We start from the raw sequence: 18,997 nt of genomic DNA on the forward strand, positions 1-18,997 counted from the left end.
CAGCCGGCCGACGATTCCAGAAATGGACAGCCGAGGCGTCAGTCATTCGGTGGGTCAGACCGCCGAGCGGTGCCATCAGCAATCCTCACAGTCATTCGTAAGATCGGAGGGCCCAGGGGTTCTGGGTATGGCTGTCATCGGGGCGCCGCTGGGAAGGCTCAAAGGACTTGGCCGCCCGGAACCCCGCGACGACTCGACCGCCAATTGGGAGACGCGACTCCGATCGCTGCTGTAGGACAACGTCGGCGAGGTCGTCTGCGGGTGACATGTCCTTTCACCTTCACGCGTCGATCACCAGGTCCTCCAGCGGCTTCGAGCAGCAGAGGAGGATCTTGTTCTGGGCGATCTCGCGGGGCCGTATGCCGCCGTTGTGCTGCATGTCGACGGAGCCGGCGACGAGGCTCGTCTTGCAGGTGCCGCACATGCCCTGGGCGCAGGAGGCCGGGAGGCTGATCCCCTCTCTGGAGGCGGCGGCGAGGAGTGAGGTCTCGGCATCGCACTCGATGGTGCGCCCGCTGCGGGTGAACTCGATCTTGAAGCCGGAGGCGCCCGTGTCGGTGTCGGGCGCCGCGACGGGAGCTTCGAAGGTGAAGCTCTCCTGGTGGTAGCGGTCCATGTCGAGGCCGGCGTCCGACAGCATGGTGCGCACGGCGGTCATATAGGGGGCGGGTCCGCAGGCGAAGACCTCGCGTTCGGTGAGGTCGGGCGCGATCTGGCGGAGTGCCTCGATGGTCAGCCGACCACGGTAGCCGCCCCAGGGAGCGTAGGGGCGATCCTCCTCGCAGATGTGGACCACCCGGATGTTGGGCGCGGTCGCGGCGATGAGGTCGAGTTCGTGGCGGAAGACGATATCGGCCGGGGTGCGCGCGCTGTGCACGAAGACCACGTCGGCCGGGTCGGCCAGGTCGTAGAGCGTCCTGGTCATCGACATGGAGGGGGTGACCCCCACTCCCCCGGACAGGAAGAGGTACTTGGATGCCGGGTGCAGGGCCGTCGTGAACTCGCCGTGCGGGCCGTGCGCCCGCACCCTGTCGCCGGGCTTCAGGTGGTCGTGCAGCCAGTTCGAGACGCGTCCGCCCGGCACCCGCTTCACCGTGATCGAGAGCAGGAACGGGCGGGTGGGCGGGGAGGAGATCGTGTAGCAGCGCTGCACCGGCTGCCCGTCGATCTCCACGGTCAGCGTGATGTACTGGCCGGGCTCGTGCCGGAACAGCCGGGGTTCGGCGTACTCGAACACGAACGTGGTGACGTCGTGGGTGAGCGGGTGGACCTGACGGCACACCAGCAGTTCTTCGGTCTCCGAGGTCATCGCTGCCGCTCCAGGTGTGCCTTGAGCCGGGTGACGTACCAGTTGACGAACGCCTCGACCTGTTCCTCCGTCGGGCTGTAGGGGCCCGGCACATAGGCCGGGCTGCTGATGCCCCGCTGGGCTCGCGCGACGAAGACGGCGTCCTGGTCGTTGGTGGCCTTCCAGATCTTGGTGAGTGTGTCGAGGTCGTAGTCGACGCCCTCGACGGCGTCGGCGTGCACGAGCCAGGTGGTGCGCACCAGGGTGCGGTCCGGGCCGAGAGGGATCGCGGAGAAGGTGATCGCGTGGTCGGCCATGATGTGGAACCAGGCGTTGGGCTGGGTGTGGAAGGACAGGCGGCCCAGGCGGGCGGTGGGGAAGTCCGCCAGTAGGCGTTTGCAGGCCGCGGTGCCGTCCGGGGTGTAGGACTCGCCGGCCCCGTCAAGGGGTTCGCGCTGGATACGGAAGCCCGTGGGACGGTTGTCGAGTTCCTCGATTGCGGCGTAGGGGAGGCCGAGCGACTCGTAGGTCGTACGGGCGTCAGCGTCGGTCTTCAGGAAGCGCACGTAGGTGGGGCGCAGCGCAGCGGGGACGTCCTGCTCGGCGTAGCCGTAGGTGGGGAAGTAGCACTGCTGGAGCTCGGGGTGGCCCACGCAGTGGTAGCACTCCCGGTTGTTCTCCATGGTCAGCTTCCAGTTGCCGTGCTCGACCAGGTCGATCTGCGCGGCGACCTTCGCCCTGGCCAGGTTGTGCGGCGCCAGGTACGGCTCCACCCGGGTGATGATCTCGTCGAAGTCCGCGGGCGGCTCCTGGGCCAGGCAGATGTAGACGAGTCCGGCCACGGTGCGTACGTGCACGGACTTGAGCGAGAAGCACTTCCGGTCGAAGTCGGGCGCCTGGGACTCGGCGTGCCGCAGTGTGCCGTCCACGCCGTACGTCCAGAGGTGGTAGCCGCAGACGATGTTGCCCACCGACCCGCGGTCCTCGTTGAGGATGCGGGCGCCGCGGTGGCGGCAGACGTTGTGGAAAGCGCGTACGTCCTCGTCGTCGTCGCGGACGATGATGATCGAGTACGGCCCGAGCGTGACGGTCACGTAGTCGCCGGGCTCGGGTATCTCGGCCTCGGTGGCGGCGAAGATCCAATGCCGGGCGAAGACGGCCTCGATGTCGAGACCGAAGAACTCCTCGCCGGTGTAGAACGGCGCCTCCAGGCTCTGGCCGACGGCACGCCGGGAAACGAGGTCCGCGGGGGTTGTCACTGGGGTCATCTCATCTCTCCGGCAGAACTCAGGAGTCGGCGGTTGGAATGGGGGTGCTCAGACCGGCAGGCACAGCCGCAGGGCGTCGTAGACCGCGGCGTGGATATTGCGGGAGGCGACGGCGTCGCCTATGCGGAACAGCTGGTAGCGGCCCGCCTCGTTGCGGACCACAGTCTGGGCCTCGTGCGCGAGCAGGGCGCGGACGTCGACCTCGCCGAGGTTGGTCGAGCCGGGGACGAGGTCGAAGTACAGCTCGTCGTTGGGCAGCGTCCCGTGCTCCACGATCACGTGGTCCACGAGCCGTTCGGTCTCGGCCTCGGTGTACTCGCTGTAGAGGATCGCGGCGAGCCGTCCGTCGCCGGTGCGGCGCACCGAGCGCAGCCGCTGGGCGAGTGTGGTGGCCACCTCGTGTGCGGCGAACGCCCGGAGGTAGGCGGGGGAGTTCATGCTGCCGACGTCGGGGGCGAGGGTGCGCTCGGGAGTGACGTACTCGATCCCCACGTCGGGGGACGCGCTGAGGACCTCCACGGCGTCCATGGCCGGGTAGCCGCCGTGGTCGTCGTAGACGAGGATCTCGCCCTTGGGCCGCACGGAGCCGCTCATGACGTCCCAGGTGTCGGCGACCAGGCCCTCGCCCTTGGTCAGGAAGTTGCGGTTGGGGACGCCGCCGGTGGCGACGATGACGAGGTCGGGGTGTTCGGCGAGGACGTCCTCGGCCTCGGCGTAGGTCCCGAGCCGGAGGTCGACGCCGAGATGCTTGCACTCCAGGAAGCGCCAGTCGACGATCTGGATCAGGTCGTGACGGCGGGGGTTGGAGGCGGCGAGCCTGATCTGTCCGCCGGGCTGGTCGCTCGCCTCGAACAGGACGACGTCGTGGCCCCGTTCACCCAGCACGCGGGCCGCTTCCAGGCCAGCGGGTCCGGCGCCGACGACGACTGCCTTACGGCGGCGGCCGATGGTCGGCGAGAGGATGTGGGGCAGCTGGAGTTCGCGACCTGACGACGGGTTGTGGATGCACTTGGTGTCGCCGGAGTCGTAGATCGCGTCGAGACAGTAGCTCGCCCCGACGCAGGGGCGGATGCGGTCCTCCTGGCCGGACTTCACCTTGGCGACCAGGTACGGGTCGGCGATCTGCGCGCGGGTCATGCCGACCAGGTCGAGGAGCCCCTCGCGCAGGGCGTGCCTCGCGGTGGCGACGTCGGCGATGCGGGCCGCGTGCATCACGGGGATGGCGAGCCGGCGTTTCATCTCGCCGGTGAAGTCCAGGAACGGACCGAGCGGGGTGCCGATGGACGGGATGGTCTTCGCCAGGGACGCGTCGCTCTCGATGGATCCGTGGATGGCGCTGATGAAGTCGATGCCGTCGGCGGTGAACTGCTCGGCGGCGGCGAGTGCCTCGTCCGACGTGAGCCCGCGGGGGTGTGCCTCGTTGAGCGACATCCGGATGCCGACGACGAAGTCCGGGCCGACGGCTTCGCGGACGGCGCGGATCACCCGGCGCGGGAACGCCATGCGGTGGGACAGGCTGCCGCCGAACTCGTCGTCGCGGTGGTTGGTCGCCGGAGAGAGGAAGCTGTCCAGGAAGTGGCCGTACGCCTCCAACTCGATGCCGTCGAGGCCGCCCTCCTTGCAGCGGACCGCCGCGGCGGCGTAGTCGGCGACGATCCGGTCCAGGTCCCACGCCTCGGCGGCCTTGGGGAAGGAGCGGTGCGCGGGCTCGCGCAGCGCGGAGGCGGACACCAGCGGGAGCCAGTCGCCGGCGTAGTTGCTGGTACGGCGCCCCAGGTGGGTGACCTGGCACATGACCGCAGCCCCGGCTTCGTGCACGTCGTCGGCCAGTCGGCGCAGCCACGGCACGATGTCGTCGCTGTACAGGAGCAGGTTGCCGAAGGCGGGCGGGCTGTCCGGGGAGACGACCGCCGAGCCGCCGATCATCGTCAGGCCGACTCCGCCCCGCGCCTTTTCCAGGTGGTAGGCGCGGTATCGGTCCTTGGGCATGCCGTCCTCGCCGAACGCCGGTTCGTGCGAGGTGCTGACTACGCGGTTGCGCAGGGTGAGGTGCTTCAGCCGGAAGGGCTGGAGCAGGGGATCCAGGGTGGGTGAGGGCACAGCCGCTCCTCGGGTCACTGGTGGTTTCGCATTGCGAAACGACATCGCGATACGAGACAAAGGGTGAGCCTGGACATCCCAGCCGTCAAGAGCCCTCGTCTTCCGACCTGCTCCGGACCGACCTCACCACTCCGCGTCAGCCCGTTCGGTGCGCGGTCACCCGCGCTTCACGTACCCCCGGCGCCAGGAGACCTTCGCGCCGGCCGCCAGGAGCTGCTCGGCGAGGCCCGGGATGGTGTCCTCGTTGATGCGGAAGGTCGGCCCCGACAGGGTGATGGCGGCGATGATCCGGCCGTTCAGGTCGTGGATCGGGGCGGCGATGGCGGCCAGTCCGATCTCATGCTCCTCGAGGCTGACGGCGTAGCCGCGCTCTCGGACGCCGTCCAACTCGGCCGCCAGGCTCGCCGGGTCGACGATGGTGTGCGGGGTGTGCTTCTGCTGACCCTTCGCGAAGATGTCCTCGACCTCGTCCGGGGTCATGTGGGCCAGGAAGAGCTTGCCCGCCGAGGTCGCGTGGATCGGGGTGCGCCTGCCGACCCAGTCGATGCTCATGATCGACGCACCGATCGCCTGGTCGATGCTGATCACGTCGTCGCCCTCGCGGATCGCGACGTTCACCGTGTCGCCCACGGCCGCGGCCAGTTCCTGGCATACGGGGTGGCTCAGCGCGGACAGGTCGTTCACCTTGCTCGCCCCGCCGGCGAGCTCGACCACGGTGTACCCGATGCGGTACCGCCCGCGCTCACTCTTCTGCTCGACCATTCCTCGCGACTCCAGCGTCGCCAGCAGCCGGAAGACGGTCGACTTGTGGATGCCCAGCGCCTCGGCGATCTCGGTCACGCCGCACGGACCCTGCGCGGCCAGAACCTGCAGGATTGAAACCGCTCGGTCGACGGACTGGACCGAGTGATCACGGGGGCGGCTTCCGTTGCTGGACATGACGGAAGAGTAGCCGAGCCCGGCAGTGCTGCCTGCGGCCTCCCAAGCACCCGGAATGAACCCCGTGTTACGGCTGCGGAGCGGGCCTGCCGGTGGTGACCGCCCGGCGTAAATTCTCCGATTCCTCCACGCAGGGCCTTGACGAGTGGCCCGACGTGGGGACATCTTCGTACCGCATTGCACAGCTGTTTCGCACAGCGAGACATCAGCCTTGCAGGCTGTAACCCTTCCGCCCCGCGCGGACCCCCGGAGGTGGGGCACGGTGATTGAGGCATCCCGGCTGAAAAAGGTCTACGGCTCGGCATCCGAGGGAGTACACGCTGTCGACGGCGTCTCCTTCGACATCGCTCCCGGAGAACTCTTCGTCATCATGGGTTTGTCCGGTTCAGGCAAATCCACCCTGCTTCGGATGCTCAACCGGCTCGTCGAGCCGACCGGCGGCGAGCTGCGCATCGACGGCCGCGACGTCCTGAAGATGGGCGACGCGGACCTGCGGGACCTGCGCAACCGCAAGATCAATATGATCTTCCAGCACTTCGCCTTGTTCCCGCACCGCACGGTGCGCGAGAACTCCGCCTACGGCATGCGGGTACGCGGCGTCGCCGAGGCCGAACGGTTGGAGCGCGCCGACTGGGCGCTCAAGACGGTCGGCCTGGGCGACCGCGGCGACGCCTACCCCGACCAGCTGTCCGGCGGGCAGCGGCAGCGGGTGGGGCTGGCACGTGCGCTGGCCACGGACGCGGAGATCCTGCTCATGGACGAGCCGTTCAGCGCGCTCGACCCGCTGATCCGGCGGGACATGCAGGACCTGCTGCTGAAGCTGCAGCGTGATCTGCGCCGCACCATCGTCTTCGTCACCCACGACCTCAACGAGGCGATGCGCCTGGGCGACAGGATCATGGTCATGCGGAACGGGCGGGTGGTACAGCTGGGCACCGCGACCGACATCCTGCACAAGCCCTCGTGCAGGTACGTGCGCGACTTCGTCTCCGACGTGGACCGCTCCCGTGTGCTGACCGCGAGCACCATCATGCGTGAACCCCTGCTGACCGCCCGCGTGAGCGACGATCCCCGGGAGGTGCTGCGGAAGCTGTCGAACATCGAGGCCGGCGGAGTCTTCGTGCTGGAGGACGACGGACGCATCGCCGGGGTGGCGCATGACGAGCTGCTGGCCCGGGCCGCCGCGGAGAAGTGCACCTCCCTGCGGGAATGCTTGACCGACGACTACGAGCAGACCGGTCCCGACACCCTGCTGGTGGATCTGTGCCGTCAGGTCGGGCGGCATGCCGTACCCCTGGCCGTGACCGACGACGACGGAAAGCTGCGCGGCGTGGTCCCCCGCGCCGCCCTCCTCACGGCCCTGTCGGATGCCCGCACCACGGACTCCAGCGACACACCGAAGGAGGCGGCCCATGTCTAGCCCGCTGTTCACCATCGACCTCGGAACCCCGGTCAGCTCCGCCGTCGACTGGCTCACAGAGCACCTGGGCGGCCTGTTCGACGCGATCTCCTCGGTGATGACGACGCTGGTCAACGCTGTGCTGGTCGTGCTGACCGCACCGCATCCGCTGGTCATCACCGTGGTGTTCACGGTGCTGGCCTACTTCGCCCGCAAGTGGGGCTTCGCCGCGTTCACCGTCGTCGCCTTCCTCCTGATCCAGGCGATGGGCCTGTGGACCGAGGCGATGCAGTCCCTCGCCGTGGTCCTGGTCGCCTCGTCGCTCGCGGTGGCGATCGGGGTGCCGATCGGGGTGTGGGCGGCCCGCGGGCCGTTGGCGAGTGCCGTGGTACGGCCGGTGCTGGACTTCATGCAGACCCTGCCGGTGTTCGTCTACCTCATCCCGGCCGTGTTCTTCTTCGGCATCGGCCTCGTTCCCGGTGTAGTGGCCACGACCGTGTTCGCCATCCCGCCCGCGGTGCGCCTGACCGAGCTGGGCATCCGGCAGGTCGACAGGGAGGTCGTCGAAGCCGCGCATGCCTTCGGCGCCAAGCCCCGCCAGATCCTGCGCGAGGTCCAGCTCCCGCTCGCCCTGCCCTCGATCATGGCCGGCGTCAACCAGGTGATCATGCTGGCACTGTCCATGGTGGTCATCGCCGGCATGGTCGGCGCCGCCGGCCTGGGCACCGTCGTCGTCCGCGGCATCAGCCAGCTCGACGTCGGCGTCGGCTTCCAGGGCGGCCTCGCGGTCGTCTTCCTCGCCATCTTCCTCGACCGCACCACAGGCGCCCTGGCCACGACGAAGCGGCGCAAGCCCCGCAAGAACCGGACCCAGTCCGCCCCGGCCGTCAAGGTCGCGGACACGACCTCCGCTCCCGACCCCGAACCCGCCGTCGCCGCTTCGGCGTGAAGACCGCTTGAGAACAGGAAAACCCTCATGAACCACACCGCACGCCGCCGCACGCTCCTCGTCGGCTGTATAGGCGCCGTACTCACCCTGGTCACCACCGCGTGCAGCGGACAGACCGCGACCGTGGGCTCCGACTCCGGAGGAGACAGCGGCGGCAAGAAGACGCTGAAGATCGCCGCCGTCGCGGGCTGGGACGAGGACATCGCCGCCACCTACCTGTGGAAGCAGATCCTCGAGGACAAGGGGTACAAGGTCGAGGTCCAGGAGCTGGACATCGCCAGCACCTTCACCGGCGTCGCCAACAAGCAGGTCGACCTCTACCTCGACGCCTGGCTGCCCGCCACGCACGAGACGTACTGGAAGAAACTCGGCTCCAAGCTGGAGACCGTCTCCACCTGGTACTCGCCGGCCGACCTCAACCTGAGCGTCCCCACCTACGTCAAGGACGTCAACACGATCGCCGACCTCAAGGCGCACGCCTCCGAGTTCGACGGCCAGATCGTCGGCATCGAGGCGGGCTCCGGCCTGATGCGCCTCACACGCGAGAACGTCATACCCGGCTACGGCCTCAAGGACGACTACCAGCTCACCGAGAGCAGCACGTCCGCGATGCTCTCCGCGCTGCAGACCGCCATCAAGAAGAAGAAGCCCATCGTGGTCACCCTGTGGCGACCGCACTGGGCCTACGCCAAGCTCCCGCTGAAGGTCCTCAAGGACACCAAGGGCACATACGGAGACCCCGACAAGGTTCAGGCCATCGCCTCCAAGGGCTTCTCCGACGACCACCCCGAACTGGCCGGCTGGCTGAACAACTTCAAGCTCACCTCCGATCAGCTGGGCAGCCTCGAACTGCTGATCCAGGAGAAGGGCCAGGGGCACGAGCAGGAAGCCGCCAAGGAGTGGATCGCCCAGAACGAGACGGTCGTCGACGCCTGGCTGAAGTGAGCCGGTGAGCCGCACCGGCGGCTCCCACCGGCCTTCCGCCCAGCACGTGGCTCCCGTCCAGCACGTGGCTCCCGCCCTGCCGTTCTCTCCCCCCCCCATTACCTTTTTGATGGTCGCGCAATGGGGCTCCCGGCCTTCGGGTCCGGCATGACTTCCCCCCCTTGTTAACCATGATCCGGGGGGGGTGGTGTCACCGGGCCCGGAGGCACTGACAGACCGCTGATTAGGGGCATGATCACCGACTCTTCGCAGGTCGGGAGGTTCTTCGTAATATGGATGTAGCGATCGGTGCCGGAGGACGGCCGGGTGGAGCACGACCGAAGGATGCACGTGATCGAGACCGGCGGCATCGATGTCTTCCTCGGCCTGGACGTCGGCAAGGGCGAACACCACGCCACCGCCGTGACACCGGCCGGGAAAAGGGCGTTCGACAAGCGCCTGCCCAACACCCAACCGAAGCTCCGCGAGCTGTTCACGAAACTCCAGGCCAAGCACGGAACGGTGCTGGTCGTGGTCGACCAGCCGGCCTCCATCGGAGCCCTGCCGCTGGCCGTCGCCCGGGACATGGGCTGCCCGGTCGCCTATCTGCCCGGCCTGACGATGAGGCGGATCGCCGACCTCTACCCCGGCGAGGCCAAGACCGACGCGAGGGACGCGTTCATCATCGCCGACGCGGCCCGCGCGATGCCTCACACCCTGCGCTCGGTCGACCTCGAAGACGAGACGATCGCCGAGCTGGAGATGATCGTCGGCTTCGACGACGACCTGACCGGCGAGGCCACCCGCGTCACGAACCGGCTCCACGGCCTGCTGGCCCAGATCCACCCGTCGCTCGAACGGGTCCTGGGCCCGCGGCTGCAGCACCCGGCCGTCCTGGCCCTGCTCGAACGGTTCGGGTCCCCGGCCCAGATACGCAAGGCGGGCCGGCGCCGCCTGATCACGCTTCTGCGGCCGAAGGCGCCACGCATGGCCGAGCGCCTGGTCGAGGACATCTTCACCGCGCTGGACGAGCAGACCGTCGTGGTCCCCGGCACCGAGGCGGCCGCGCTGATCGTCCCAAGCCTGGCCACCTCGCTCCAAGCGGTGCTCGACCAGCGCAAACTCCTGGCCGGGCGGATCGAGGAACTACTGGAGGCCCACCCTCTTTCCCAGGTCCTGATCTCGATGCCGGGAGTCGGCATCAGGACCGGAGCCAGGATCCTCATCGAGGTCGGCGACGGCAGCAGCTTCCCCTCCGCCGCCCACCTCGCCGCCTATGCCGGACTCGCCCCGGCGACCCGCAACTCGGGCTCCTCGATCCGCGGCGAACAACCCTCCCGCCGAGGGAACAAGCAGCTCAAACGGGCCTTCTTACTCTCAGCGTTCGCGGCCCTCGGCGACCCCGCGTCCCGGGCCTACTACGACAAGAAGATCGCCCAGGGCAAGCACCACACCCAAGCTCTCCTCTGCCTCGCGAGACGACGAGCCGACGTCCTCTTCGCCATGCTCCGCGACGGCACCTTCTACGAACCCCAACCCGCCCGATCAGCTTGGCCAAACCCATAGGGGCACCCCCCGGTAGGCGAGCGATGCCGGGCGGATGGGCGCGATCCACTGGTCACTGCACTCGTTGTAGAACTCCAAGGTCGCGGCTCCGGCAGACTTCATCGCGACGACGGTGCGGTCGTTGGTGAGCTCGGCAAGGGCCAGGTTCAGGAAGTGCTCCACGCGGTCGAGCTGCGTGTTCTGCTGGCGGGTCAGGCGGGGCATGTGGGGTCCCTTCGAGCGTGCCGTGTGCGACGGCGTGGGGATGGAGCGGCCGGAGGGAGCGGGAGGGTGGCCACCGCTCCCCCGGCCCGGTGACCGCACCCTGACCCGGCACACGGCAAGGCCCGCAACAACAGGGCAACGCGGGCACGGAGTCGGATGTGTCGGCACGCCGCACGGCGCGGCGGGGGCGGGGCCGGAGGGATCCGGGCGGCGTCCGGGCGCGCGGAGGTCGACCTGGCGCGGCTGAAATTCTGCGACGGCACCGGGCTGAGTGCCCTGATGGCTGCGAGTCGCCGGGCCGAGGAACACGGGACCGAGCTGCGTCTTCGCGCGGTCCCGCACACGCTCGCCCGCCTGCTCCGGGTCGCCAGCGAGGTCACCGAACGCGCGGGCCATACGCACACGCCATGCCTGGTCCTGGCGGTCGGTACACCTGGGCAACCGGGCAAGGACCGAGTCGCCCAGTTCGTCCTCGACCCAGACGATGACCGGCTCGTCGCCCCACCTGACCGCCTCGTCGTACAGCAGGCGGCCGAGCTGGTCGGCAACCGCAGACAGCAGCGCCGCCTCTGGCGGAGCGATGAACCCGGTGAACGTTCCGGCGTTCCACCGCCGCCTTGAGCGCTCCTCGGAGGTAAAACGTCCCACGGGTCCACTCCGGACGCTTCGTCCAGTGCCCGGCGGGCCACGTTGTAGCGGATTCCGTGTTCCGCCATGTACGCGCGGATCAGGTGCTTGCGGTCCTCGTTGGGGTGGGTCACGTCATGCCCGTTCCACAGCCCTTGGCGCCACGCCCACCGGCTGCTGTCAGGTCATGCCAGTGATGGTCCGAGATCCCTACGAGTCTGCGGCTCTTGGCCTCTGGGTCCTGTGCGGCGTGGGCATGAGGACGGGGCTCGGGCCAGTCGCAGTGGCCCATGAGCCCTGAGCATACCCGGCGGGCATCAGTGGGCGAGAGGCCCTCCTGCGACACGATCACGTACGGGCGGTGATGCGCTCGCCGAGCTCCTGGGCGGCCGGGCTGTCCGGAATGCTAGGCAGGCGTGCGGCGATGTTGGTCAAACCGTCGTTGACGCGGACGGACTGCACGCCGTCCGACCAGTCGAGGAAGTCGTTCCAGGTCGTGAGGGCCTGGGCGGTGTTCCCACGCTTGAGCTGGACGTGTCCGAGGTCGGCGAGCACGATCGCCCGGGTGCGATTGCGGTCGAGTCCGTGGATGTCGAGGGCCAGGTGCAGGTGTTCCTCCGCCGCGGCGTAGTCGCCCAGCTTCGCGTGGATCATGCCGGATTCGTGGGCCCACCGGCCGTGGCTGTAGTGGCTTGCCCAGGACTGGCCGGGCCGGGCCGGTGCGAGTTCGATCGCGGCCTGCGCGGAAGTGAGCATCTGCGTGGCGGTGGTGCGGTCGCTGTCGGCGGCGGCCGCGTGGGCGAGCGTGTTGCGGTAGTAGGCCAGTGCCTTGGGGTTGCTCAGCTTCCGGCCCCGGTGCTCGCATGCCTCGGCGAGCCTTACGGCGGTGGGGATGTGACCAAGATCGATCGCCTGGTCGGCCAGGCCGCGCAAGGCGGTCGCGGCGAGTTCGTTCTCGCCGGCCTCGGCAGCGAGCTTGTAGCTGTGCACGTTGTAGCGCTGGCTCAGGCCCTGGTTGCCCTCGTCTCGGGCCATCCAGCCGATCAGGTGCACCAGCTCGCTGGTCGCGGCGAACAGCTCGCGGCCGACCGTGTCGGTGTAGCGGCCGTGCAGCCATCGCTTGACGTCGACGGTCAGGTAGCGCACGGCGAGGTGGCGGGCGTGACCTCCGCCGAGTTCGGAGGCGGCGTCTCCGAGGGTGGTGGTCATCGTACGGACGGCGCTGACTTCGCCCATCCCGACCGCGACCGGGCCCGGCCGGTTCACACGGCGGGTGACCGCCTCGGCGTCCGTCAGGTCGAGCGCGGCCAGACCAACGGCAGCAGATGCCGCGAGGAACTGCCGTCGTTCCACGTCGTTTCCTCCCAGGAGCATGACTGCGGTCACGGTATCGGCGAACTGAGGCTCATTGTCATCGGACAGGTCGAGGTGCAGGACCTGTTCGAGGAAGGGGAGCCATTCCTCCGGCTCCCGTCGCCCGGTCTCCCACCGGTAGACCTGCTGCCGGTCGAGGAAACCCGCCTGCCCCCACCGTGCCACCGAGAGCTCGTCAGCGAGCCGCTGCTGACTGCATCTGGGCCGCCGTGCTTCACGTGCCGCGCGGATGCGCTCCGCAAGAGTCATGTCCGGCCGATCGTCGGTCCTGGTTCACAACTGGCCTACACCTGGCAGACATTGTGGCAGCTGTCCACGCTACGCGTCCGGGCGTTGACTGATCGTCATAGCCCGGCGGACGGCCGCCGGGCAGTGAGCGAAGGGACGTTCGTCTTGAACCTCGCCCCCACCCCGGTTGCCCCGGTCTACGAGGCCCCGATCGTGCTGGACGCGGGCGCGGTCGTCGCGGTGACGCTGGGCACGAACAGCTTCGACACCGCCGACGACACCGAGTACAAGAACGCCTGAGTCCGCGGACTGCCGGAGGGCGGCGGGGCACCACGCCCCGACTTCCGGCAAGGAGGCGCCGGGTCCGTCACACCCCGTGCTGGGGCGCGGGAGGGGCGGGCTCGGCGCCTCCGCCCCGTTCTTGACCACGTACGCGCGCACGGACGAGGAAGTGGGCATCAATGAGGTGGAGCGCGGGATGGCACGGGGGCACCGGACGGGACCGGCGGCCCGCCGAAGGCCGGGCGGTGCCCGGCCTGGACACGACATGGACGAGCGGATGGCCGCCAGAGCGGATCCGGGCCGTCACTGATGAGCAGGCGACACTGGCCGTGATCGGCGAGTGCGGCGCCGATGATGCCCAACTGCGCAACGCGCTGCCGGTTGTGCGAGCCCGCGGCTGGCGGTTGCTGACCCGCTGGCCCGGCTCGTACCTGGTGGTGGCGCACGGCGGTAGCCGCCTGGCCGTGATCGGCGACCTCGCCGGGCAGCACCCGGTGTACTACCGTACGGATGGGGCCGGCACGTGGTGGGCGACTTCCGCGTCCGCGCTGGCCGCGCTGGACGGGGCCCCGGTCGACGTGACCGCGCTCGCCGCCCATCTCGCCTTCGGGCAGCCCGACGTGCTCGCCACGCGCAGTCTGTTCCGCGAGGTGGCGCGGGTGCCGGGCGGGCATCTGCTGCTGATCGGCCCGGACGGAGGCGGTGTCGAGCGGTACGAGCCGGTCGCCTACTCGCCCGTCGCTCTGCGCCAGCAGGGTCCCGTGGTTCGGGCCGCACTCTCTGAGGCGGTTGCTGCCCGAATCGACTCCCGGCCGGCCAGCGCGGATCTCGCAGGGCTGGATTCCACCACGCTCGCCTGCCTGGCCGCCCAGCGCGGCCCGGTGACCGCCGTGACCTTCGCCGACGAACGCCTGCGCGACGACGATCTTTCGTTCGCGACCCGCACCGCGGCCACGGTGCCGAACCTGACCCCCCATAAGGTCCCCGGCGCCCCGGGCACCGTGTACTACTCCGGGCTCGAGAACATCTCCGCGCTGCCGGTATCCGACGCCCCGAATGCGTACGCGGTCACCGCATCCATCAAGCGGGCCGTCCTCGACACGGTCACCGAGCACACCACCGGCCCGGGGGTGCACTTCACCGGGGCTGCCGGGGACGCGGTGCTCTCCGCCCCTTCGTCGTACATCGCCGACCTGCTCCGCGAGCGGCGGCACCGCCGGGCCTGGCAGCACGCCCTGGTCCACGCCCGGCTGCGGCATACTTCCACCTTCGCCGTCCTCTCCCGCGCACGGCCCGCCTCCCGCATCGACTTGGCCGGCGCCTGGCGGCACACGGCAACCGCACTCCGCGGCTCCGCGCGGGGCTGGATCCCCCAGGCCCAGCGGCCGATGGCCTGGACACCGCTGCTGGCCTCGGCAGACTGGATGACCCACGGCGCCCGGCTGATGCTCGCCGCCGCCCTCGACGAGGCCGCGGGTGCGCTCACCGACGCGCCGGCCCGGCTGGCGGAGTGGACCGAGCGGCAGGACCTGGCCCGGGTCGGTGCGAACACCGCCGGATGGCGGGCGCTCGCTCTGGCCGAGCACGGCATCGAGCTGGCCGCTCCCTACCTGGACAACGAGGTGATCCGCGCCTGTCTTGCTGTCGGCGCCGACCAGCGGGGCGCCCCCGCCCGGTACAAGCCGATGCTGGACGCGGCGTTCACCGGCAGCGGGGTGTTGCCCGGCTTCATCCTCGCCCGCACGACCAAGGGCGGTTTCAACTCCCTCGCCTACGCGGGTCTGCGCGAGAATGCGCCCGTCCTGAAGGATCTGCTCGGCCCCACCTCGCGATTGGCTGCGCTGGGGCTCGTCACCGAGCAGCCCATCGCGGAGGCGCTGTCCCGGGCGTCCGCGGGTCAGCCCACCGCCCAGGGCGCGCTGCACCTGGTAGTGGCCGCCGAGGTCTGGCTCCGGCAACTCGCCTCGGCCTCCTCCACTTGGTGGGAGACGGTGAGCGGTCATGTGGCAGCTACGTGACGGCGCTCATCCGGTCCTCACCGACGAGGGCGGCGCGATCCTCAGCGAGCGCACCGGACGGTGGTCCTACCTGACGCCGACGGCCTCGGTCGCGGTCATGCTCCTCCTCGCCGGCTCCACCCCGGAGCAGGCCGCCGATCGCTTCGCCACGCGCTACGGAATCCCCGCCGAGCAGGCGGCGATCGATGTACGGAATGTCGCCGAGACGCTGACCGTCCAGGGCCTCGCGCATGACGAGCCCACACTCGCGCCGGCCACACGTTCCCGCCGCCGGTGGAGGTGGACCCGATGACCAGCATGGAGGCCTACTCAACCGCCCGCTCCGGCACCTACGGCGAGCGTCTGGCCGCCGCAGCAGGTCTCGCGCTCGCCCTGGTCCTGCTGCAGCTGCGGTTTCGTCACACCGTCCGCACCGTCCGCCTCGCCCGCAGGGCCGGCCACCGCGACCTCGATGTCAACCGCGCCGAGGCCCTGGTCAGCGCGGTGCGGCACACCAGCCGGCTCTACCCCGGCCGAGCCGCCTGCATGGAGACCTCACTGGGCAGCGTCCTTGCCGCCGCCCTCCTCGGCCAGCGCCTCGAGTGGTGCCTCGGCGCGCGCTTCGCCCCGCCCCCGGTCGAGTACCACGCCTGGCCCAACCTGCCCGGCCACGGCCCGGTCGGCGAGTACACCGCCGCCGGCTGGCACCACCACACTGCCTTGACGATCTGACGCCGTACAGCAAGTCGCCGGGCGCGTGTCCTTCACCCGCCCGGAGCAGTTATCGGATACGAGTGCCCCACCCCCCTCGAAGGAGTGAGCTGTGACCGCCGTCGCCGATGTCGCCGCAACCGTCCCTGAACGCCAGTACACCCACCACGAAGGCCGCGGCGCCACCCCGCACCGCTCCAACCCGGTGGTGATCCACCGCGAGATCGCCAACCTGGACGTACGCGAGGACATGAACGTCATCGAGTACGGCACCGGCTCCGGCTACTCCGGAGCCTTGCTCGCCGAAATCGTCGGCAACGGCGGTCACGTCACCAGCCTCGACATCGACGCCTACCTCGCACGCTGGGCGGGCCTCATCCACCAGGAACGTGGGCTGCACAACATCCACTGCCACGTTGCCGACGGCACCGCCGGCTTCCCGAAGCCGGCCCCGTACGACCGGATGGTGTCGTGGTGCACCCCGCCCTTCTTGCCCAAGGCATGGGTGGACCAGGTCGTCGACGGCGGGCTGATCGTTGCCCCACTGCCTATCGCCCCCGTGCCCAACATGACGGTCGTCGCCAAGATCCGCGTCGTGGGCGGAGAGCCTGTCGTCGAGGAGGTGTTCACCGGCGGGTACATCGAGGCCACCACTTCGCCCAAGGACAACCTGGATCTCCCGGGCCGGTGGGTGGACTGGGAGAACCGAGTGCCCAGTCCTTCATGGATCTCTGTCGCCTGGCGCGATCACGACGACCACTGGAACACCGGCGCCCACACCGCCCTGGATCTCCTGACGAAGGACGCGCACACCGAGCCGTATGCGGGCCCGGAGATCGACTGGCCGTCCTGGCGTACATTCGCCGCGGCCCAGGCGGACCCGAACCTCACCATGGCGGGGCTTCGGCCGGACCTGTGGGCGATCGGTCACTCCACGCCCGCCACTGCTGCGGTCCTCCAGCAGGACGGCACGGTCCTCGCCAGCCGCGCCGACTCCCCTTCCCTTACGATCCTGCGCAACTGGCTGACCGCCTGGGAGGACGCCGGGCGCCCCGCCCCCGAGACATACTCCTCGACGCTCACCCGCACCTCGGAGGGCTGGAACCTGCGGCTGACCCAGTAGCCCATACCGGCGCTGCGCATGCGGGTGCCCCGGAAAAGCCCACTGGACTCTCCTGTGGCACCAGCGTTCACAGAGGCCAGCCACCGAGATCGAATATCAGTGCGCTTTGTCGGTGGGTCGGGATACCGTTTGGCGCTAGACGAGTAAGTCCGAAGTCCTGGTCAGTGATCGTAGGGGATGAGTGACCTGGTCAATGGTGTTCCGCTGGCGCGGTTGTGCCAGATGGCTGCGGTCAGGGTGAGGATGCGTTGTCCGACGCGGGCCAGGACTCCGGCTGGGGCCCTGGCTCCGTGGCGTTCGGGGTCGAGCTGGCCTTTGAGGGTGTCGTTGACCGACTCGATCAGCTGGCGGATCGGCTTGGGCAGGTGCTCGCCTGGCCGGGGTGTCTTGTTGCGGTAGCTCGGCCGCAGCAGGGTCAGGCCGTGGTCGGCCATGAGAGCGTCGAGGTGTCCGGAGACGTAGCCCTTGTCGCCGATGACGGTCTGGCCGGGGTGGGTGGTCAGCAGATCGGCGTCCTGGGTGAGCGTGCCGGCCAGGACTTCCCGCTCGTCCGTTTTCGGGTTGGCCAGGGCCCAGGCGACGGGCAGGCCGCCGGGGGTGCAGATCAGGTGCAGGCGCAGGCCCCAGAAGAACCGGGAGTGTGAGGGGCAGTAGGAGTAGGCGGCCCAGCCTGCCAGGTCGGAGCGTTTGACCGTGGGGCGTGAGCGGGCGCATTCGACGGGGGTGGAATCCACGATCCACACGTCGTCATGCCACAGGTCGGTGTCCCGGGCGAGGGTGCGGATGAAGCGGCTGATCAGGGTGTTCGCGGCCCGCAGACGTTTATTGTAGCCGGACTGGCCGGGCAGGCAGGGGAACTCGGCGGCCAGGTGGCGGCGGGCGAACCTCAGCCAGCGGGCTTCGGAGACGAATCCCAGGACGGCCTGCATCACCGCCACCGTCAACAGTTCCGCGTCTGTCAGCCGCGGCGGCCGTCCTGGCCGACGCGTTCCTGTCAGAGAGTCATCGATCTTCACGTACAGTGCTGTCGCGAGGGTTTCGAGATCTGTCGTCACAAACAGATCAACGAGACCCTCGCTTTATGCGCCCGCAGACTTCGGACTTACTCGTCTAGATCATGAACAAGGGGCCGCATGGAGGCCATCACCACCACCCACCCGCACATCGGGCGACCGCCCGGCATCCGACCCGGCGCCGACGGACTCACCGATCGGCGCCGGAGTCGCTGCCGTTGAGGTTGCCGACCTTGCGGCGGTAGCGGCCCTGGGCGGCCTGCTCGGACTCCACGCCGAGCGCGGCAGCGATCTGCTTGAACGTCAGTACCGGCTTGCCCGTGCGTGCACTGGCCGTGCGAGCGGCGAGCAGCAGAGCGGCCTCCAGGCCGTCCAGATCCGCGCGGGCGACCTGGAGCAGCGCGAGCGCGGCGGCGACGTCATCCGCGCGGTCCTCGGGCACCTCCGTGATGCCCGCGATCTCCCTCCAGCGTGCGTCGGTTGCGAACAAACGCTGCGCCTGATGGGCATGGACCGCGTGCAGCAGCACGGCGACCGACGCCTGAGGCGTACGGTTCTGGATCTCGGGTACGACGTCGACGTAGTCCTCGGAGAGCCGGGCAAGCAGCCGGGCCTGGTCCCTGTCCATCACGTACGGGACCGGCCGGGGCGGACGAGCGGGCTTGTCGGTGGTCGTCATGCCCCCACCATCCCGACACAGCACTGCGCTGACAATGCCGCGCTGTCAGCGCGGCGTTGCACTCCGGGGGCGCATGGGGCGCGCGGCGCGTTCTGACAAATGACCATCTGTGAGAGTTCTGCGAGAGCCCCCGAAGCGATCACGTTTCCGCAGGTCACCACTCGCAGAAGTCCTTTCGAATCCTGCGTGTTGTGCGAGGCAGTTCTGAGAGGGCGGTTCGTGAGTCTTTGAGTGGATCTGCTTTCGCCTGATGGTGTGGTGGCGGGGCGGAATGATCACCGCATGGAAGGACCGGCACCGCTCGGTGGTGGCCCGATCGAGAAGGC

The 18,997-nt window shown here is 69.3% G+C and carries 18 protein-coding genes; 10 read left to right on the top strand and 8 right to left on the bottom strand.

All coding sequences use genetic code 11. The features are described from left to right. Positions 1-280: 280 nt before the first annotated feature. The 4 genes from ACIQNG_RS33695 to ACIQNG_RS33710 all read right to left on the bottom strand — a co-directional run bounded on the left by ACIQNG_RS33695 (position 281) and on the right by ACIQNG_RS33710 (position 5,595). Positions 281-1,309 (bottom strand): 2Fe-2S iron-sulfur cluster-binding protein, encoded by a 1,029-nt coding sequence (locus tag ACIQNG_RS33695; protein ID WP_401490373.1) that lies wholly within the window; start codon positions 1,307-1,309, stop codon positions 281-283. Then, positions 1,306-2,556: an SRPBCC family protein gene (locus ACIQNG_RS33700; protein WP_401490375.1), complete on the bottom strand. Its 1,251-nt coding sequence runs from the start codon at positions 2,554-2,556 to the stop codon at positions 1,306-1,308. The genes ACIQNG_RS33695 and ACIQNG_RS33700 overlap by 4 nt, the downstream gene beginning before the upstream one ends. A 48-nt stretch (positions 2,557-2,604) precedes the next feature. After that, a complete protein-coding gene (locus ACIQNG_RS33705; RefSeq protein ID WP_401490377.1) occupies positions 2,605-4,656 on the bottom strand; it encodes an FAD-dependent oxidoreductase in 2,052 nt (683 codons plus the stop codon). A gap of 156 nt (positions 4,657-4,812) precedes the next feature. Then, complete coding sequence (locus ACIQNG_RS33710) at positions 4,813-5,595, bottom strand: IclR family transcriptional regulator (RefSeq protein ID WP_401490379.1); 783 nt, start codon at positions 5,593-5,595, stop codon at positions 4,813-4,815. A 262-nt stretch (positions 5,596-5,857) separates the two neighbouring features. Here ACIQNG_RS33710 and ACIQNG_RS33715 point away from each other — a divergent pair, with 262 nt between their 5' ends. From ACIQNG_RS33715 to ACIQNG_RS33730, 4 genes are all read left to right on the top strand, one after another. After that, positions 5,858-7,015 (top strand): glycine betaine/L-proline ABC transporter ATP-binding protein, encoded by a 1,158-nt coding sequence (locus tag ACIQNG_RS33715; protein WP_401490381.1) that lies wholly within the window; start codon positions 5,858-5,860, stop codon positions 7,013-7,015. Beyond that, positions 7,008-7,943 carry an ABC transporter permease gene (locus tag ACIQNG_RS33720; protein ID WP_401490383.1) on the top strand — a complete coding sequence of 312 codons (936 nt, stop codon included), beginning with the start codon at positions 7,008-7,010 and terminating at the stop codon, positions 7,941-7,943. Before ACIQNG_RS33715 ends, ACIQNG_RS33720 begins: the two co-directional genes overlap by 8 nt. A gap of 27 nt (positions 7,944-7,970) precedes the next feature. Further along, positions 7,971-8,888 carry a glycine betaine ABC transporter substrate-binding protein gene (locus ACIQNG_RS33725; RefSeq protein ID WP_401490385.1) on the top strand — a complete coding sequence of 306 codons (918 nt, stop codon included), beginning with the start codon at positions 7,971-7,973 and terminating at the stop codon, positions 8,886-8,888. A 324-nt stretch (positions 8,889-9,212) separates the two neighbouring features. Continuing rightward, entirely contained in the window at positions 9,213-10,433 is a 1,221-nt protein-coding gene (locus ACIQNG_RS33730) for an IS110 family transposase (RefSeq protein ID WP_401490386.1), read from the top strand. Here ACIQNG_RS33730 and ACIQNG_RS33735 read toward each other — a convergent pair. Then, positions 10,413-10,637, bottom strand: a complete 225-nt coding sequence (locus ACIQNG_RS33735) for a hypothetical protein (protein WP_401490388.1) — start codon at positions 10,635-10,637, stop codon at positions 10,413-10,415. The genes ACIQNG_RS33730 and ACIQNG_RS33735 overlap by 21 nt on opposite strands. 156 nt (positions 10,638-10,793) lie before the next feature. On the opposite strand from ACIQNG_RS33735, the gene ACIQNG_RS33740 reads away from it, so the two are divergent. Then, positions 10,794-11,258: an STAS domain-containing protein gene (locus tag ACIQNG_RS33740; RefSeq protein ID WP_401490390.1), complete on the top strand. Its 465-nt coding sequence runs from the start codon at positions 10,794-10,796 to the stop codon at positions 11,256-11,258. 354 nt (positions 11,259-11,612) lie between these two features. Here the strand turns inward: ACIQNG_RS33740 and ACIQNG_RS33745 are convergent, their stop codons facing one another. Beyond that, the gene (locus tag ACIQNG_RS33745; protein WP_401490392.1) at positions 11,613-12,803 is read right to left on the bottom strand and encodes a tetratricopeptide repeat protein; all 1,191 of its coding nucleotides are present in this window, start codon (positions 12,801-12,803) and stop codon (positions 11,613-11,615) included. A 228-nt stretch (positions 12,804-13,031) separates the two neighbouring features. On the opposite strand from ACIQNG_RS33745, the gene ACIQNG_RS33750 reads away from it, so the two are divergent. The 5 genes from ACIQNG_RS33750 (at position 13,032) to ACIQNG_RS33770 (ending at position 16,979) form a co-directional block, all read left to right on the top strand. Continuing rightward, a complete protein-coding gene (locus ACIQNG_RS33750) occupies positions 13,032-13,166 on the top strand; it encodes a lasso RiPP family leader peptide-containing protein (protein WP_401490393.1) in 135 nt (44 codons plus the stop codon). Between the two features lie 161 nt (positions 13,167-13,327). Then, entirely contained in the window at positions 13,328-15,166 is a 1,839-nt protein-coding gene (locus ACIQNG_RS33755; protein WP_401490395.1) for an albusnodin/ikarugamycin family macrolactam cyclase, read from the top strand. Next, entirely contained in the window at positions 15,150-15,458 is a 309-nt protein-coding gene (locus ACIQNG_RS33760; protein ID WP_401490397.1) for a PqqD family protein, read from the top strand. The genes ACIQNG_RS33755 and ACIQNG_RS33760 overlap by 17 nt, the downstream gene beginning before the upstream one ends. Next, the gene (locus tag ACIQNG_RS33765) at positions 15,455-15,877 is read left to right on the top strand and encodes a lasso peptide biosynthesis B2 protein (protein WP_401490399.1); all 423 of its coding nucleotides are present in this window, start codon (positions 15,455-15,457) and stop codon (positions 15,875-15,877) included. Before ACIQNG_RS33760 ends, ACIQNG_RS33765 begins: the two co-directional genes overlap by 4 nt. 91 nt (positions 15,878-15,968) lie before the next feature. Beyond that, positions 15,969-16,979 (top strand): protein-L-isoaspartate O-methyltransferase, encoded by a 1,011-nt coding sequence (locus ACIQNG_RS33770; protein WP_401490401.1) that lies wholly within the window; start codon positions 15,969-15,971, stop codon positions 16,977-16,979. 161 nt (positions 16,980-17,140) lie between these two features. Here the strand turns inward: ACIQNG_RS33770 and ACIQNG_RS33775 are convergent, their stop codons facing one another. Further along, positions 17,141-18,034, bottom strand: a complete 894-nt coding sequence (locus tag ACIQNG_RS33775; protein WP_401490403.1) for an IS982 family transposase — start codon at positions 18,032-18,034, stop codon at positions 17,141-17,143. Between the two features lie 148 nt (positions 18,035-18,182). Further along, positions 18,183-18,671: a hypothetical protein gene (locus ACIQNG_RS33780; RefSeq protein WP_401441570.1), complete on the bottom strand. Its 489-nt coding sequence runs from the start codon at positions 18,669-18,671 to the stop codon at positions 18,183-18,185. Positions 18,672-18,997: the final 326 nt, after the last annotated feature.

This window comes from Streptomyces sp. NPDC091377 (assembly GCF_044757045.1).
Lineage (GTDB): Bacteria > Actinomycetota > Actinomycetes > Streptomycetales > Streptomycetaceae > Streptomyces.

Excerpts from the sequence above, each read along its gene's own strand:
- ACIQNG_RS33695 (WP_401490373.1), bottom strand. The coding sequence starts at position 1,309 with ATGACCTCGGAGACCGAAGAACTGCTGGTGTGCCGTCAGGTCCACCCG.
- ACIQNG_RS33700 (WP_401490375.1), bottom strand. The coding sequence starts at position 2,556 with ATGACCCCAGTGACAACCCCCGCGGACCTCGTTTCCCGGCGTGCCGTC.
- ACIQNG_RS33710 (WP_401490379.1), bottom strand. The coding sequence starts at position 5,595 with ATGTCCAGCAACGGAAGCCGCCCCCGTGATCACTCGGTCCAGTCCGTC.
- ACIQNG_RS33720 (WP_401490383.1), top strand. The coding sequence starts at position 7,008 with ATGTCTAGCCCGCTGTTCACCATCGACCTCGGAACCCCGGTCAGCTCC.
- ACIQNG_RS33725 (WP_401490385.1), top strand. The coding sequence starts at position 7,971 with ATGAACCACACCGCACGCCGCCGCACGCTCCTCGTCGGCTGTATAGGC.
- ACIQNG_RS33730 (WP_401490386.1), top strand. The coding sequence starts at position 9,213 with ATGCACGTGATCGAGACCGGCGGCATCGATGTCTTCCTCGGCCTGGAC.
- ACIQNG_RS33735 (WP_401490388.1), bottom strand. The coding sequence starts at position 10,637 with ATGCCCCGCCTGACCCGCCAGCAGAACACGCAGCTCGACCGCGTGGAG.
- ACIQNG_RS33740 (WP_401490390.1), top strand. The coding sequence starts at position 10,794 with ATGTGTCGGCACGCCGCACGGCGCGGCGGGGGCGGGGCCGGAGGGATC.
- ACIQNG_RS33755 (WP_401490395.1), top strand. The coding sequence starts at position 13,328 with ATGAGGTGGAGCGCGGGATGGCACGGGGGCACCGGACGGGACCGGCGG.
- ACIQNG_RS33760 (WP_401490397.1), top strand. The coding sequence starts at position 15,150 with ATGTGGCAGCTACGTGACGGCGCTCATCCGGTCCTCACCGACGAGGGC.
- ACIQNG_RS33765 (WP_401490399.1), top strand. The coding sequence starts at position 15,455 with ATGACCAGCATGGAGGCCTACTCAACCGCCCGCTCCGGCACCTACGGC.
- ACIQNG_RS33780 (WP_401441570.1), bottom strand. The coding sequence starts at position 18,671 with ATGACGACCACCGACAAGCCCGCTCGTCCGCCCCGGCCGGTCCCGTAC.